This window comes from Acinetobacter sp. AB03 (assembly GCF_058107045.1).
In genome coordinates this window covers 1,223,839-1,239,275 of the sequence record NZ_JBUEBA010000002.1, presented here as the reverse complement: position 1 = coordinate 1,239,275, position 15,437 = coordinate 1,223,839, and the positions used below count along the sequence as shown (strand labels likewise).

The window sequence follows — 15,437 nt, the reverse complement described above, 5'->3', positions numbered from 1 at the left end:
GTTATGCGTCATTACACTGGCATCGATAAATTTATCAATTCTTTTGATCAAGCCCTGCGTAGCTTAGTTCCGGGCACGACGTCTGCTCAACGTGAAAACCCAGGCAAGGCGGTAGAAACCCAACTCGCAGTGAGTGAAGCACGTCATGTTGCAGGTTTAATGCGGGTCAACCATAGTGGCGAAGTGTGTGCGCAAGCGCTTTATCATGGGCAAGCTTTAACGGCAAAACTGCCAAATGTACGCCGCGAAATGGAACAAGCTGCAATTGAAGAACAAGACCATCTTGCATGGTGTGAAGACCGCTTAAAAGAGCTAGACAGCCATACCAGTCTGCTTAATCCTATTTGGTACGGTTTATCCTTTGGTATGGGTGCAATCGCAGGCATTGCAGGCGATAAATATAGCTTAGGTTTTGTTGCAGAAACTGAACGCCAAGTGAGCCTGCACTTACAACATCACATCAGCCAACTCCCTGCTCAAGATGACCGTTCACGTAATATTCTTGTGCAAATGAATGAAGATGAATTACACCATCGTGATACAGCACTGAATGCTGGCGGTGTCGATTTACCGATTCCTGTCAAAATCACCATGACAGCTATTTCAAAACTCATGACCAAGACCAGTTATTTTATTTAAACCACAATGGTTTGAACCCAATAAAAAAGCAGTGGTTATGCCACTGCTTTTTTATTGACTTAATGCTGAGTTATTCCACAACGATCGGCAGTAATAAAGTATTACCTACTTGCTTTAAATTCGCCGTATATTTTGACGCTAAGGATGGATTGGATGGATAGCTTTTCCCATTGTACTTCAGTATGACTTGGCCTAAACCACGCGTATAAACCGACAAGTCACGCCAACCTTGGGTTTGGGTACTTAAGGCATAAATCGGTGTAGATGACACAGTCATTTTGCTATGCGGTTGAAAACTTCCATTTTCAAGACCTTTAAAGACCAACAACGTACAGCCACCTGAACCACACCATTCCATCCCACTTAATAGCACCACGGCGTCATCGATACCATCTTGGTTTAAGTCATATAAGCGAGTTTGATAATCTGATTGATCTTGGGTATAGGCCTGTACAGCTAGTTTTAGCCCTTGTTTTTCAGTCGTTTGAGATACACTCGTTGTATCCATAGCAGTTGTAGTTGTCGTTGTCATTTTGGACGGGGTTGAATGACAGGCCGCTAGAAACACTGCTAAAGAAAGAGCACTCAAAATTTGTATTTTCATGAAAATAGCTCGCTACGAATTATATTTTATAAGTATGTTAAGCCAGTTCAAGTGCCAATCACACTTCGATATGTTACTTGGCTTCCAAGCAGCTCACTGTTGGAAATGCATGCTTCGGATGCTGAAATGCAGCATCCTTCCACACATCGAACATTGGAATTTTAACGTCTAGCGCCAAAGGCAATTTTTTGGGATTGAACTGCATATGTTCTAAGTTTTCACCCCATGCAATCAAATCGACATCCAGTGAAATCTGATGTGATGGACGGACACGCCCAGATGCTGCTTCCATATTTTTCAGCAATACCGAAATATCGCCAACAGACAAAGATGATTTAAGCAAACAGGCTGCATTCCAATAATCTGCCCCAACTCCATCACGGCATGGAATTAAATAAATGTTCGAAAATTGCAGTTGCCCAATTTTAGCAAGTTGCTCAGAGGCATATAAAAAATGTTGCTTTGGATTATTATTACTCGCCAGAGCTAGGGCGAAAATCGTTTCGGTGGCGTTCAAGACGAATTCCTACAGAATTTGCTTGCGCGATAATGGCAGGCTTACGGATGGTAATATTAATCGATTCAATCGCATGAAAGGTAGAAAAAAGTGCGTTGATGACCAATTTTGCCGCATGTTCAATCAGTTCAGGCTTAGCATCCTGAATGACCTTTGCTGCAATTTCACAAATTTCAGCATAATTTAAGGTATGGTCTAAGTCATCTGAGTTTGAAGCTTGTTCCAAATCTGTTTGAATAATCATATCCAACATTAAAGGCTGAATAATCTGACGTTCCCAGTTAAAGCAGCCAACCACTGTTTCAACCTTTAAGCCTTCAATGATAATTGCGTCCACATTATTACCTTTAACAGATTTTGACATTTTAATCCCTGACTTACGAAACTATGTTTTTCATCCCCTAAACAGGAAAGCATTTTTCAGTCCCTCTTTTAAAAGAAGGACTGAAAGGGATTTTTTGGTGAGTGTGCTTCAAAAGAACTTAGTTTTTTAACAACACATTTGGATCCATAGTTTGCACCATTTGCAAACGCTGGTCAGCATAGATGTCGGTATACGGTGCAAGGATGCGCATGAAACGATCGAAATACAGCATCTGTTTAAATAACAATGCAAAATCACGCGGGAAGCGAATACCGTGACGCTCGCCCACTACGACCATATCCATCATGATGTCATTCAAATCTGCTGGGTTTGAACTCAGCAATTCTTGCGGATCTGCCAATAACACACCACTGAATAAACGCTCAAGATCGGCAGCCAAAACTTGTGTATCAATCTGTACCGCGGTCATGCCCATTTTCAGCATGTTTTCCGCCATGAGTACATAATCCGTTTTTTGTAAGGCATCCATAAAGGCGATACAAGCTGTCCACACTTCAGGTTTCAACTGCCCCACAATTCCAAAGTCAATAAAACCCACACGACCATCATCAAGCAACATTAGGTTTCCAGCATGTAAGTCAGCATGGAAGCTATTACACATCATCAAACTACCAAACCATGTATTCATGGCGGTAATCAGGACTTGGGATGGATCTTTACAGCGCTGTTTCACCACATTGAAATCGGTTAATGGCACACCGTAAAGACGCTGCATGGTGAGTACACGGCGAGTCGAATATTGGTGATAGACCTTAGGTGCCATCGCCTTATGGTTTTGCGTGATATTGAGATAGTTCACAAAGTCATCCAGATTACTGGCTTCTTCAATAAAATCGACTTCTCGAACCATGCGGGTTTTGATTTCTTCTACAATGTCTGCAAGAGATGCAAATTTGACTTTAGGCACTGCTTTTTCTAAAACCTTGGTAGCCCAGTGCAGAACATTTAAGTCGGTATAGAGAATGGTTTCTACACCTGGCTTTTGTACTTTAATCACTACATCTTCACCCGTCACCAGCTTCGCGGCATGAACTTGCGCAATAGACGCTGAAGCTAACGGCGTTTCATCAATCGATGCAAAAATCTCAGACAGGTTTCGACCTTCAAACTCAGACGCTAAAACCCCTTGTACATAACTAAATGGTAAAGATGGGGTTTGGTCTAAACAGCCTTGAAACTCTTCAACATATTCACGTGGAAAAAGTGAAGGTGTACTCGCAATAAACTGACCCAACTTGATATAGGTTGAACCCAGAGACTCAAAGGTTTCACGCATCAGTTTGGCATTACTTGGTTTTTCAGTGGCGTACTTAATACCCGCACGTGCTGCAATGACTGCTGTTTCCCCAACACGGGCAACAGAACGCAGTCCATCTAAAAAGATATTGTTTTTCATAATATCGGTCAAAAATAAATTGTATTGAGTGTATCAAAGAATGAAAAAATTGCAGGCTTATCTTGCCTGACAAACTGGACAATCTGTATCTTTTTCGAAAGCAAGCAAACGTTGTTTCATACTTAGACCATCCCAAAGCAACAGGCGTTGTTTAAGTGCGGTTACATTTAAACCCAAATATAAGAGTGCATGGTGCGCTTGAAGACTGGCCAACACGTTTGGCGTGGTGGCGAGAACTCCCGAATCTGCACAGCGTAGGCTTTCACTCGCATGTTCTTCTTTCGGGAACAGACATTCATAGCAAGCGGACTCACCTTCCACCATAAACAGCTGCCCTTGAAAACCAATGGCAGATGCACTGATGAGTGGAACATTGGCTGCTTTACACTGCTGATTGACCAAATACCGTGTCGTAAAATTATCACAACCATCAAGAACTAAATCTTGACCTAAAATTAAGCTAGATGCATTGGCTGTATCAAGTTTTACGGCATGTGCATGGACTTGAATATAGGGATTAATCTGCTTTAAACGCTGGGCTAAAACCTCTGCTTTATAAAAACCGACATTGTTTTCTACATAGGCAATCTGTCTTTGGAGATTGCTCACTTCGATGGTATCAGCATCAATCAAGGTGATTTTCCCTACGCCAGCACGTGCCAATAACTCCGCAGTCATACAACCAATGCCGCCACAGCCAATAATGAGTACATTGGCCAACTTGAGTTTTTCTTGTGCCTCTATATCCCAACCGTCCAATAAAATCTGACGACTATAGAGGTGCATTTCAGCATTACTGAGTTCTAGACTTTCATCTAACTCGTCCATGATTCAGCCTTTTGCTAAAGAAAATGTTGATGGCGAATTATACCCATGAAACCAAGGTTAGCCATGCACAAATTCAATCAATGCTATGTGCTTTAGATAGCTCAACTTTTTGACTTTTAAGTTACGGAGATTGAATCATACTATTTATCTAGTCAAATTTACTTAGGCTATTTATATTTCGAGCGGTGTTCCACAAGTCACATGCTACTATAAATGTTTAAAAGAAAAAGCCAGCCTATTAGAACTGACTGGCTTTAGCTTTAAGACCCTTTTATTTTTAAATTAAATGGCAGCTTATATGGTTTGCATCTTTGCCACTTCTTGCTGTTTCAGCAAATTACGTTGAATTTTGCCACTCGACGTTTTCGGCAAACTTTCAACAAACTCTATTTCTTTCGGATACGCATGTTTAGATAAACGTGAGCGCACATAGGCTTGAAGTTTGCTATCCAATTCCTTAGATGCTTGGTACTGTGGTTTCAGCACCACAAAAGCTTTCACCACTTCCGTACGCTCTGGATCAGGCTTACCAATCACAGCTGACTCGAGTACTTCCGCACACTCAAGTAAGGTACTTTCGACATCAAAAGGTCCGACTCGATAGCCTGACGTTGTAATTACATCGTCAGCACGTCCAACAAAGTCGATACCACCAATTTCATTCAGCTTGACCGTATCACCTGTTAAATAATACTGTCCCACAAAGGCTTTACGATTATTGCCACCATAGCCTTTAAACCATGTCAGTGGTGACTGGCTAAAGTCTATCGCCAACGTTCCTATTTCACCGCACTTGACTTCTTGGTGGTTGACATCAAGTACAGCAAAGCGGTGTCCTGGGTTGGCAAAGCCTGCCGAGCCGACTTTTTTCTCATGCTCCAGTGCATGATGGTTGGCAATCACCATGCCCAACTCAGTTTGTCCATACTGGTCATAAATGTTGACATTCAGATCATTATTGAACCAATGAATCACTTCTGGGGTCAAAGGCTCACCCGCACTACTGACGGCGCGTAAATGGGTCTTAATGGAAGGATCAAACTTTTCTTTAAAACCAAAGAACATCCGAAAAGCTGTAGGCGAACCCGTTAAGTTACTGACGCGATACTTTTTAATGACTTCAACTGCATGATCAACACTAAATGTACGCTCATCCATAATGATGCTATGCCCCAAGCTGAGCGGGCCAGTAATGCCGTAGTACAACCCATAAGCCCAGCCCGGATCGGCTAAGTTCCAGAAAGAATCGTCTTCTCTTAAATCGACTGCATGTTGCATATAACCCTTAAAAGCCAAAACCGCTTTTAAAGGGACAGGTACTGATTTGGCCAAACCCGTGGTGCCTGAAGTAAACATCATCAGGAAATCATCATCAAAGTTACATAAAACAGCCTGACATTGATCGGACTGTTGTTTTGCTTCCTGCCAAAAATCAGCTTCATTGCTAGTTAAGTTTGTTCCTGCATTCACAGTCAGGATATGTTTGACCTCAACGTGATTTAATTTTGGACGTTGCTCTGCATTGGTGACAATCAATTTGGTGTTTGCAGTTAAAACTCGATGTTCAATCGCCTTCGACTCAAAAGCAGTAAATAAAGGCTGGTAAATCGCGCCGATCCGCCATGTTGCTAAAATCGTAATCAACAGTTCAGGCGTACGCGGTAACAGCCCTGCGATACAGTCACCCACTTGAATCCCAATACTTTTAAAATAATTTGCCAACTGCGCTGAGGCAACATCGAGCTGTTCAAAACTCCATTGCTCAGACTCGCCATTTTTTCCTTCCCAGATGAGTGCTGTTTTTTGCTGCCCGATATAGCGCTGACAGCACTCAATATAGGCATTGATTGCATTGGGTTGGCCTACCAATTGTTCCTGAATCAGTTGTTCATAGTTAAATTCTTGATGGGCTTGTTCTAATGTCTTCATCACGACAACCTCGCATTATCCATTTTTTAAGGCCAAATCCACTTTGGCCGTCCATATTCTTTATCGTTTTAAGCGTTGAACTGACGTCATTGTCAGTCCTTATTGTTTGAAAAAATAGAGCATCAGCTGCTCGACTTAATACTGGTAACTAACTGCTGTACCTAGATAACCATGTTTTAAATGCACCTACAATTTCCAAATCCCTCAATGAAAATGCAGGCTTTGAACATCGACCAAGGTCTAAAACTGATTCGACTTAAACCTTGGTGACTTCACGTGCAATCACAAGACGCTGGATATCAGACGCTCCTTCATAAATCTGGCTCACACGGACGTCCCGATAAATTCGTTCAACAGGAAAATCTGAAACATAGCCATAGCCACCATGAATTTGAATCGCATCAGAACAAACACGCTCCGCCATAGTTGAAGCAAACAATTTGGCCATAGAGGCTTCTTTTAAACATGGCAATCCAGCATCCTTCAAAGCGGCTGCATGGAAAATTAACTGACGTGCCGCTTCAATTTGCGTCGCCATATCGGCTAAACGAAAAGCAACTGCCTGATGTTGCACAATTTCAACACCGAAGGCTTTGCGGTCATTGGCATATTCAACCGCAGCATCTAAAGCGGCGCGAGCCATGCCCACTGATTGCGCAGCAATACCAATACGTCCCGACTCCAAATTTGAAAGCGCAATTTTATAGCCTTCGCCTTCAGCACCTAGCAAATGATCAGCAGGAATGCGGCAGTTCTCCAAAACAATGGTTGCCGTATCCGAACAGTGCTGCCCCATCTTTTCTTCTATACGAGAGACAATATAGCCTTCGGTATCTGTTGGGACTAAAAAGCAAGAAATGCCTTTCTTCCCCGCAGCTTTGTCTGTGACTGCAAAAACCAAAGCGACTTGCGCATGCTTACCTGTGGTAATGAATTGTTTGGTTCCATTCAGCACCCATTCCTCACCTTCACGAACGGCCTTGCACTCCAACGCACCTGCATCTGAGCCTGCTTGTGGTTCAGTGAGACAAAAACATCCCAACCACTCACCTGTGGCAAGTTTGCTTAAATATTTCTGCTTTTGTGCATCAGTTCCGTAGCGCTGGGTAATACCGCACGGCAGTGAGTTTTGCACGCTGACAATGGTCGAAATCGCACCATCACCTGCTGCAATTTCCTCAAGTGCCACCACCAGTGAAATATAATCCAAGCCTGCACCACCCCACTCAGGTGAAACAGTCATACCCAAAGCACCTAACTCACCCAGCTCTTTAAGTTCTTGCGCAGGAAACTGTGCGGTTTTGTCACGTTCAGCTGCAGTTGGTTTCAGTTTTTCCTGCGAATAACTACGCAACATATCCTGAACCATTTTTTGTTCTTCATTTAAAAGCATTAGATGCCCTTTTCTATATCAATTATATTCAGTTCAAAATTTCTACTATTTACAGCATTTGGATAGGTGTGACGGCGACATGGATGTCGCCTCCGAAACTGAGATACAAGGATGTATCTTCAGTTTCGAAAAGGATTTTTGTTTCTTTTGATCCTTCAAAAGAAAATGAATACGGATACAACGCTATTTTAATTCGATTAGAAATTTGCAGCTGTACAGATCATCATTTTCTATAAAAATCTAACTTATTTAGGCTGCATACGAATTGCGCCATCTAAACGAATCACTTCACCATTCAAATAACTATTTTCAAAAATATGCCCTACAAGCTGAGCAAACTCTTGAGGTTTTGCCAAACGCTTCGGAAATGGCACCATTTCACCCAGCGCGTCTTGTACATTTTGCGGCATCGCCTTCAACATTGGCGTTTCCATAATGCCCGGAGCGATGGTCATCACTCGAATTTTCTCACGTGCTAGCTCGCGTGCCAGTGGTAAAGTCATCGAGACAACAGCACCCTTAGAGGCTGCATAAGCGGTCTGGCCAATTTGTCCATCATAGGCTGCAACCGAAGCTGTATTCACAATCACTCCGCGCTCTTCTTCACCAGCTTGAAGTTCATATTTCGCGATTAACTGCGCAGCAAAACGCAGCATATTGAAAGTACCTGAGACATTGATGTTTAATACTTTTTGGAATAACGCCAGCTCATGAATACCATCACGCCCCAACACTTTGGCTGAAGGCGCTACACCTGCGCAGTTCACCAAACCATTCAACTGTGCATATTCAGCCTCGACTTCTTGGAAGAAACTTTGCACAGCGTGCTCATCAGTAACATCGAGGCTTTTAAACTGAGCATTTTCACCCAACTCACGCTGGAGCTCTTCACCTAAAGCTTGGTTCATATCCACCAAAATGACTTTCGCACCTTGTTCAATCAAATGACGTGCTGTTGCTGCACCTAAACCCGATGCTCCACCCGTGACGACAAAAACCTTCCCTTGAATCTTCATTTATTTTTCCTTGTATGATTGAATGCTACGACTTAAGAAGAAATGTAAACACAGAAGCACTTGAGTACAATTTCCAAATATTGCATCTTCCATGATGGTTTTGGACAATGCTCAAAATGCACAATAAAAATATGGAAGCCACTATGACTGCATCGGAACATGCAAATGCCCAAAAAGATTCCATTTCAATTGCTTTGGTACACGAAGCATTGTTTGAAGCTGAAAAGCAGGGATATGCAGTTGCTGATATTTTGAAAAATGCAGGCATCAATAGCGAATTGTTAAGTGCGACAAAAGCACGGGTCTCAGTCAATCAATATGCACAGCTCTGGACTGAACTGGCCAATGTGATGAATGATGAGTTTTTTGGAATGGATCGCCATGCTATGCGCCGTGGCAGTTTTCAGTTTTTATCTAAATCACTGTTACACACCACCCAGCTGGACCAAGCCATTCAGCATATTTTGCAGTTTATGAATCTGGTGCTAGACGACTTTAGCAGTCAGCTCATGGTACAAGAACATTATGCCTATATTGTGATTTACGAACGACAACAGCCCAAGCGTATGTTTAGTTACGCAACTTACATCATGCTAATTCATGCCCTAATGTGTTGGCTGGTTGGGCAACGAGTGATTTTGAATCAAATTAAACTCAAATGTGATACACCTACAGATGACATCGATTACAAAGTTCGTTTTTGTGAAAATATCCAGTATCAAATGGCTGAAAACTATATTCAGTTCGATGCCAATTATGCCAATTATTTAAAAATGCCCATAAAACAGGACAGTAAATCGTGGTATCAATTTATTCAGCAAACCCCACATATTTTATTGACCCGTTATAAAAATCCACATTCAACCAGTTCTCAAATTCGTCGCTATTTAATGCAAGAACCCCCGATCCAGTGGCTTGAACTGTCTGAAATTGCCCATCATTTCAATATGTCTGAGGCGACTATTCAGCGACGACTGAAAAGTGAAGGTTTTAGTTATCAACAGCTCAAAAATGATATACGCCGTGATATGGCGATTGAGCTACTCAGTAACAGCCAAGTATCATTACAAGACATTAGCACTGAACTCAATTTTCATGATCCGAGTGCTTTCCATCGAGCTTTTAAAAAGTGGACTGGGGTCAGCCCCGGTGCTTATCGTCAAAATAAGGATGCTTAATTTCAGTAGATTTATATAAACAACTACGTGACGCTCTTGCTCTTTCCACATAACTAATAACCAACCCATACCATTCTCTCGTTAAAGTAAACCTCAACATTCTATTGTTCTGGGTTTGGTTTTGATTGGCCAAATGAAATGTCAACAGAGCTTATAAATTAAATTGAATTTTTGATGCTCATTCATCGGAAAATCAGGGTGCTGTCGCACTTTGTCACTGACTTAAAAAAATTACCTGCCATAGTGATCTCGTCATATTGTTTTACACAATATTGAATAAAAACATCATGGAGGGAACACATGAGCACCCAATTAAATAAAAACTTAATGAAAAATATCGGATGGTTATCATTATTGCTATGCAGTCAGCAAGCGATAGCAGACTCATACATTTATGTGACCAATACTACCCCAGAAACGGTATCCGTCAATATTAATCATCATGGTACACGCACCTTAACTCAAGGGAGTCAATGGGCTCAAGAAGCCACCCAAATTGCACCTTATGAAACCAAACGTGTACTGCGTTTTAACCGTTATACTGGGGTAAAGTCAGGTCAAACTTATAATTTTGATACCGTGATTACAGGCGGTGGTTCAAGCGTCACCCTAAAGCAATCCATGACTGGCACTTGGTCTGGCAGTGATATTAAACACTCTGCATCTGGCAGTGATTTCTCTGCACCATGGTTCAACGATCGTAATATTCAGCGCTTCAACACCAATTATGCAGGAAAAGCAGCGCAGACTGCTTTTAAAGCTGAATACACTGGTGGTTATGACGATTTCCACTACACTATCCATCAAAATACCGTATCAGAACCCGTTGCCAACAGTGCCGATGAGTTTAAAGTTTTAACCTACAATATTTATGCTCTTCCTTTAGTGGCAAGTAAAATTGATTCGCGTTTAGAACAACTGCCGCAAAACCTAAAAGGCTACGACGCAATCTTGTTCCAAGAAACCTTTGCTTCTGGTCGTACCTCCATGTTGGCCAAATTAGCGCAGGAATATCCGTACCAAACCTATATTCCAATCGGTTCAGGTTTCAATATCTATGACAGCGGCATATTGGTTGCAAGTCGCCATCCTATTGTAAAAACAGATCATTTTATTTATCCGAGCTGTACAGGCATTGACTGTTTTGCCGATAAAGGCGTGATTTATGCTGAAATTCTCAAGAATGGCAAAGCCTATCATGTGACCTCCACGCATACCGCATCGTTTGATACCGACGCGGCACGTGATATGCGCCAGCAACAATTTAAGCAAATCCGCGCTTTGGTCGATAAGCAAAATATTCCATCATTTGATGCCGTGCTCATGGGCGGTGACTTTAATGTCAACAAACTCCTGTGGCCGCAAGATTATGCGCAAATGCAAATCAACTTGAATGGTACGGTCCCAGTCAGCACAGGATATACCGAATCGACCTTCGATCCACGAGTGAATAAACTCGCAGGTGCAGGACTTACGGGTGGCTCTACCGTAGAGTATTTAGACTACGTGGTGTCATCCAATAACCACCGTCAGCCTATGCAAGCACGTAACGATGTCCGCATTCTTCGTTCGTCTGCCGATCCCTTATTTATGACTTGGGACTTATCTGACCATTTCCCAGTAATGGGTCAATTCCAATACAACCCATAAGGAAGAACAATGAAGCGCTTTGGTGCTGAGTGTATTCGTGATCGGTGTGGTGATATGGTTGGGCCTTGGCTCATCATATGCCACATCGGGTCAAACTCAGGCATCCTCACCGTCCCTTACGGAGACTGCTCAACCCAGCAGTTTGCAAGAGAAGCTTGCTGCTGCAAACAATGACGAGTCAAAAATGCAGCAACAACAGCAACAAGAATCCATCCAAAAAATCATTCAACATTTTCAAAAAAATCCGGGCAATATCACACAATTCTTAAACCAGTTACAGCAAAACTGCCCCGATACCAACTGTCAGGCCTTATTAAAACAGGTATTGGACGAATATCCAGATCAGCAGTTTGCCCAGACTTTAAAACAATTGATAGAACGCCTACCACTGTACGAAAAAGAAATGCAAGCTAAAACCATGTCCACACAAATGACACCACAACAGCGTTATCAGGAGATTTGGAACTTACGTGAACAGACTTTAGGTAAGCAAGAAACACAACTCGGCTTTGCTGAAGAAAAAGAATTTGCCAGCTATCAGTTTGCTTATGGTGAGCTCTTGAGCCGCGCACCGCACATGACCTTACAACAACGGCTGAGTGAACTTTCACAATTACAACAACAATATAAAAACCCGAGCAAAAATATTGATGGTCAAAGTGGTAGTTACGATAAAGCCCTTAAATTGGCGTTAATTGGCGTCACCGACCCAATACAACAGCAAGAAATTACCCAACAAATTCGTAACAGCTACTTTTCAGGCAAAGAAGCGGCGCAGTTGGCTGAACGCGAACAACAAGTCGCTCGACAACAACAACAGATCGCCAGTTATCAATCTGAACTTGCTGCTCTAAACCAAGAAATGAACCAACAAAAACAAAACTTAGCTGAAAGTGCATGGCAACAGCAATATCAACTCCGTCTAGAACAACTGAGGCAAAAGCACTTTAACTAGTGGCTTAAACGTTCATCATTCTCCACATCAAACAAAGACAGCTAAAACAAGGTGATATACCTCATGTTGCTTTAGCATGTCCTTATAAATTGCAATTCCACAATGTTTTGAGTTCACATCAGTGATGCGTAAAATAAAGAGCACTGCAATGATAATTTAAATAAAGTTATTATAATTCAATAAATTAGGTAAAAAATAAAAGAACTTTTTGATTAAAACTCCACAATATTTTACATTGAATACTTCTGTTTGATCGATCCGAGTCCATTAGAACAATAGTGTAAAATTTAAACAGGCACTCTATTCAATAAATTTAGGCTTTTCATTCACTTAACAAATCCATCTTTCATTTATCGGAATCTATTTGCAAAAAGTTCCAAAATGGATTATTTTTCAACCAATTTTAAAGCATTCTTTAATGCTTATTTTCCGGCTGTACTCCCCCTGTTTAATCACCTTATTTCTTTTAAAGGTTATGACATGCTTAAAATGATTGATGTTCTCGATCAACGTCTGGTGCAAAACTTTACTCAAGCTTTGCAGTCTCCTACCCCACAATTTGAAGAGCAACTGGGTCAAGGTATTCTCAATGCATCAGACCTTGAATTAAATCATGCTGTTACTGCATTTTTTAATGAAGTTAATGCGATTGAAGCTGCTCAAGCGTTGGATATTAGCGCTGACCGTATTCAAGCCCTGCAGTTAGGTGCATCGTTTAAAGATGAACAATATTTAGCTGATCTAAAGAAAATTGTGACGCTTTGTCTTGCACTTGAAACTGATGCTTTAGAGCAAGTTGAAGTGTTTGACAGCTTACAAGACTATCCTATGTAAGCTTACACCCCCCTTAAAAAGCGACTATTGCAGTCGCTTTTTTACATTCAAAATGAATGATTTAGTTATGTAATCTTCATATAAGAAGAAATTATTCTATGCTTTTTTAAAGTTATTCTATATCGCACAACCTCTACACTCCTCAATATAGTTATTAAAATTCAATCACTTAAATTAATATCATCTACTTATTTCAATTTAATATTTTGTTATCTATTTTTCTTTTTTTATTTTTCGCATACATAAGGTTAAAAGAACCCACAAATGAACTTATTTAAATGATGCAACATGAAAAACTTTAAACTACTGAGCACTTCACTGATTTTAGGTCTGATCAGCTCTTATGCCCATGCCGCTATTCCAAACACACTTAAACTCGATTATGCCTACTACGCACCAACCAGCCTTGTGGTGAAAGAACAAAAACTGTTAGAAAAAGCCTTACCTAAGACTGAAATTAAATGGGTGTTTAGCCAAGGCAGTAACCGCTCGCTGGAATATTTAAATAGCGGCAGTGTCGATTTTGCTTCAACCGCAGGACTTGCAGCCGTACTCAGTCGTGCCAACGGCAGTCCAATCAATACTGTTTATATCCAGAGCCAACCTGAATGGACTGCTTTGGTGGTTGCTAAAAACTCCCAAATTAAAAGCCTAAAGGACTTAAAAGGAAAAAAATTGCCGCGACCAAAGGCACAGACCCTTTTCTGTTTACCTTACAAGCGTTGGATACAGTGGGTCTAAATAAACGTGAAGTCCAACTGGTTCATTTACAGCATCCTGATGGCAAAACAGCTTTAGAACGTGGTCAAATCGATGCTTGGGCAGGCTTAGATCCATTGATGGCATCCGCACAAGTGCAATCTGGCGCAAAACTGTTGTATCGAAATATTGGGTTTAACAGTTATAGCGTACTCAGTGTCAAAGAGTCTTTTACTCAGCAAAGTCCCGAAGCCATTGAAGCAGTGATTAAAGCTTATGAGCAAGCATGTAAATGGGCCAAAGCTAATCCAGAGAAGTTGGCGGAGTTATTGGCACGTGAGTCCAAACTTCCGTTGAATGTCGCAAAATTACAATTAAGCCGTACCAATTTTGATCAAAACATTCCGTCAGCCAAACAGATTGCCGCATTACAAAAGTCTGGCGGCATTTTGAATGAAGAAGACTTAGTTCGTAAAGGCACCAATGTTAATCAAGTCGTGACTCAGTTGTTTAAACCACAATATGCACAAAAGGTTGTAAGCAAATAATGACCAAGTCAGTCGCGAGCTCTTTTCTACCTATTGAAGTGAAAAAGAGTTCCTCATTTCAGTTGAAATTGAAGAGTGTTCTCAAAGCGATCACCCTTCCAGTGCTCTTACTGATTGCTTGTGAATATCTGGTTCGTGCAGGTTTTATTGAACCTTATTTATTGCCTGCACCCAGTAGTCTATGGCAAACCTTTCTAGATTTATGGCAGGCCGATTTATGGATGCATGTATGGACCAGTACATGGCGAGTGTTTTTAGGCTTTTTTATTGGGAGTGCCCTAGCTTTAATATTTGCGATTTTGGTGGGACTCAATAAACAGGTTGAAGCATTTTTAGAACCTAGTTTTTCAGCGATCAAATCCATCCCGAGCTTAGCGTGGATTCCTCTACTTTTACTGTGGTTGGGAATTGATGAAGCATCGAAAATTACTCTAATTGCAATTGGCGCATTTTTTCCGACCTATACCAACACGGTCGCGGCTGTTAAAGGTGTCGATCGCAAGCTCATCGAAGTCGCACAAGTCTATCGACTGAAGTACTGGCAACAAGTGCAACAGATTATTTTGCCTGCGGCATCGCCGGGTATTTTAACGGGACTGCGCAACAGTTTAAGTTTGGCATGGATGTTTATGATTGCCGCAGAACTCATTGCAGCAACACAAGGCATTGGCTACTTACTGAGTGATGGTCGAGAAACTTCACGTCCTGATATTGTGATCTTAGCGATTATTCTTTTAGCCGTGCTCGGAAAATTCAGTGATAGCATCATGAAGGCCATCGAGACTTGGCTCCTGCGTTGGCGCAACGTATTTGGAACATAAGGTACAAAAAATAAAAGCGCATCGAATGCGCTTTTATTTTGGAGG

At 41.5% G+C, this 15,437-nt stretch carries 14 protein-coding genes and 1 pseudogene; 7 read left to right on the top strand and 8 right to left on the bottom strand.

Annotated features, from left to right (window positions below; all coding sequences use genetic code 11):
• The first annotated feature begins 3 nt into the window (after positions 1–3).
• The gene (gene coq7, locus ACY3FQ_RS06385; RefSeq protein ID WP_004696505.1) at positions 4–639 is read left to right on the top strand and encodes a 2-polyprenyl-3-methyl-6-methoxy-1,4-benzoquinone monooxygenase; all 636 of its coding nucleotides are present in this window, start codon (positions 4–6) and stop codon (positions 637–639) included.
• A gap of 70 nt (positions 640–709) precedes the next feature.
• Here the strand turns inward: coq7 and ACY3FQ_RS06380 are convergent, their stop codons facing one another.
• The 8 genes from ACY3FQ_RS06380 to ACY3FQ_RS06345 form a co-directional block, all read right to left on the bottom strand.
• Positions 710–1,147, bottom strand: coding sequence for a hypothetical protein (locus ACY3FQ_RS06380; protein ID WP_489774393.1), 438 nt, complete (start codon positions 1,145–1,147; stop codon positions 710–712).
• A gap of 169 nt (positions 1,148–1,316) precedes the next feature.
• On the bottom strand, positions 1,317–1,760 hold the full coding sequence (locus ACY3FQ_RS06375) for a 2-amino-4-hydroxy-6-hydroxymethyldihydropteridine diphosphokinase (protein ID WP_279043103.1): 444 nt from the start codon (positions 1,758–1,760) through the stop codon (positions 1,317–1,319).
• The gene (gene folB, locus ACY3FQ_RS06370; RefSeq protein ID WP_010327015.1) at positions 1,717–2,097 is read right to left on the bottom strand and encodes a dihydroneopterin aldolase; all 381 of its coding nucleotides are present in this window, start codon (positions 2,095–2,097) and stop codon (positions 1,717–1,719) included. Before folB ends, ACY3FQ_RS06375 begins: the two co-directional genes overlap by 44 nt.
• 145 nt (positions 2,098–2,242) lie before the next feature.
• Positions 2,243–3,541: an ABC1 kinase family protein gene (locus ACY3FQ_RS06365; protein WP_279043101.1), complete on the bottom strand. Its 1,299-nt coding sequence runs from the start codon at positions 3,539–3,541 to the stop codon at positions 2,243–2,245.
• 57 nt (positions 3,542–3,598) lie between these two features.
• Complete coding sequence (locus ACY3FQ_RS06360; protein ID WP_279043099.1) at positions 3,599–4,369, bottom strand: HesA/MoeB/ThiF family protein; 771 nt, start codon at positions 4,367–4,369, stop codon at positions 3,599–3,601.
• Between the two features lie 294 nt (positions 4,370–4,663).
• Positions 4,664–6,298, bottom strand: a complete 1,635-nt coding sequence (locus tag ACY3FQ_RS06355) for an AMP-binding protein (protein ID WP_489773725.1) — start codon at positions 6,296–6,298, stop codon at positions 4,664–4,666.
• 256 nt (positions 6,299–6,554) lie between these two features.
• Positions 6,555–7,691, bottom strand: coding sequence for an acyl-CoA dehydrogenase family protein (locus ACY3FQ_RS06350; protein ID WP_489773724.1), 1,137 nt, complete (start codon positions 7,689–7,691; stop codon positions 6,555–6,557).
• A gap of 245 nt (positions 7,692–7,936) precedes the next feature.
• Positions 7,937–8,707 carry a 3-hydroxyacyl-CoA dehydrogenase gene (locus ACY3FQ_RS06345; RefSeq protein WP_151836002.1) on the bottom strand — a complete coding sequence of 257 codons (771 nt, stop codon included), beginning with the start codon at positions 8,705–8,707 and terminating at the stop codon, positions 7,937–7,939.
• 143 nt (positions 8,708–8,850) lie between these two features.
• On the opposite strand from ACY3FQ_RS06345, the gene ACY3FQ_RS06340 reads away from it, so the two are divergent.
• The 6 genes and pseudogenes from ACY3FQ_RS06340 (at position 8,851) to ACY3FQ_RS06315 (ending at position 15,392) form a co-directional block, all read left to right on the top strand.
• Entirely contained in the window at positions 8,851–9,885 is a 1,035-nt protein-coding gene (locus ACY3FQ_RS06340) for an AraC family transcriptional regulator (RefSeq protein ID WP_489773723.1), read from the top strand.
• A gap of 327 nt (positions 9,886–10,212) precedes the next feature.
• A complete protein-coding gene (locus ACY3FQ_RS06335; RefSeq protein WP_489774391.1) occupies positions 10,213–11,535 on the top strand; it encodes a sphingomyelin phosphodiesterase in 1,323 nt (440 codons plus the stop codon).
• 22 nt (positions 11,536–11,557) lie between these two features.
• The gene (locus ACY3FQ_RS06330; RefSeq protein ID WP_489773722.1) at positions 11,558–12,490 is read left to right on the top strand and encodes a lipase secretion chaperone; all 933 of its coding nucleotides are present in this window, start codon (positions 11,558–11,560) and stop codon (positions 12,488–12,490) included.
• Positions 12,491–12,970: 480 nt separating this feature from the next.
• Positions 12,971–13,324 (top strand): hypothetical protein, encoded by a 354-nt coding sequence (locus ACY3FQ_RS06325; RefSeq protein ID WP_026056476.1) that lies wholly within the window; start codon positions 12,971–12,973, stop codon positions 13,322–13,324.
• Positions 13,325–13,612: 288 nt separating this feature from the next.
• Positions 13,613–14,571, top strand: a pseudogene (locus ACY3FQ_RS06320) (aliphatic sulfonate ABC transporter substrate-binding protein).
• On the top strand, positions 14,571–15,392 hold the full coding sequence (locus tag ACY3FQ_RS06315) for an ABC transporter permease (RefSeq protein WP_489773721.1): 822 nt from the start codon (positions 14,571–14,573) through the stop codon (positions 15,390–15,392). Before ACY3FQ_RS06320 ends, ACY3FQ_RS06315 begins: the two are co-directional and overlap by 1 nt.
• The last annotated feature ends 45 nt before the right edge of the window (positions 15,393–15,437 follow it).

Bases quoted from the DNA above. Each gene is read 5' to 3' on its own strand.
- coq7 (WP_004696505.1), top strand. From the start codon at position 4: ATGCGTCATTACACTGGCATCGATAAATTTATCAATTCTTTTGATCAA.
- ACY3FQ_RS06360 (WP_279043099.1), bottom strand. From the start codon at position 4,369: ATGGACGAGTTAGATGAAAGTCTAGAACTCAGTAATGCTGAAATGCAC.
- ACY3FQ_RS06355 (WP_489773725.1), bottom strand. From the start codon at position 6,298: ATGAAGACATTAGAACAAGCCCATCAAGAATTTAACTATGAACAACTG.
- ACY3FQ_RS06335 (WP_489774391.1), top strand. From the start codon at position 10,213: ATGAAAAATATCGGATGGTTATCATTATTGCTATGCAGTCAGCAAGCG.
- ACY3FQ_RS06325 (WP_026056476.1), top strand. From the start codon at position 12,971: ATGCTTAAAATGATTGATGTTCTCGATCAACGTCTGGTGCAAAACTTT.
- ACY3FQ_RS06365 (WP_279043101.1), bottom strand. From the start codon at position 3,541: ATGAAAAACAATATCTTTTTAGATGGACTGCGTTCTGTTGCCCGTGTT.
- ACY3FQ_RS06315 (WP_489773721.1), top strand. From the start codon at position 14,571: ATGACCAAGTCAGTCGCGAGCTCTTTTCTACCTATTGAAGTGAAAAAG.
- ACY3FQ_RS06380 (WP_489774393.1), bottom strand. From the start codon at position 1,147: ATGGATACAACGAGTGTATCTCAAACGACTGAAAAACAAGGGCTAAAA.
- ACY3FQ_RS06340 (WP_489773723.1), top strand. From the start codon at position 8,851: ATGACTGCATCGGAACATGCAAATGCCCAAAAAGATTCCATTTCAATT.
- ACY3FQ_RS06350 (WP_489773724.1), bottom strand. From the start codon at position 7,691: ATGCTTTTAAATGAAGAACAAAAAATGGTTCAGGATATGTTGCGTAGT.
- ACY3FQ_RS06345 (WP_151836002.1), bottom strand. From the start codon at position 8,707: ATGAAGATTCAAGGGAAGGTTTTTGTCGTCACGGGTGGAGCATCGGGT.